A 403-nucleotide genomic window follows, 5' to 3' on the forward strand; every position below is an offset into this window, starting at 1 on the left:
ACTTCGGCACCAAGGGTATCGAAACCCCTAACACCTAGCACTCATCGTTTACGGCGTGGACTACCAGGGTATCTAATCCTGTTTGCTCCCCACGCTTTCGCGCCTCAGCGTCAGTTACAGTCCAGAAAGCCGCCTTCGCCACTGGTGTTCCTCCACATCTCTACGCATTTCACCGCTACACGTGGAATTCCGCTTTCCTCTCCTGCACTCAAGCCGCCCAGTTTTCGGTGCGAACCGGGGTTGAGCCCCGGGCTTAAACACCAAACTTAAGCGGCCGCCTGCGCGCGCTTTACGCCCAATAATTCCGGACAACGCTTGCCCCCTACGTATTACCGCGGCTGCTGGCACGTAGTTAGCCGGGGCTTTCTTCTCAAGTACCGTCACCCTCAGAGCAGTTACTCTC

The 403-nt window shown here is 56.8% G+C and carries 1 rRNA gene; it reads right to left on the minus strand.

What is annotated here, in order from left to right:
* A 16S ribosomal RNA gene (locus ACZYR9_RS27595) occupies positions 1-403 on the minus strand; the annotation flags it as partial.

This window comes from Paenibacillus sp. F024 (genome assembly GCF_057814255.1).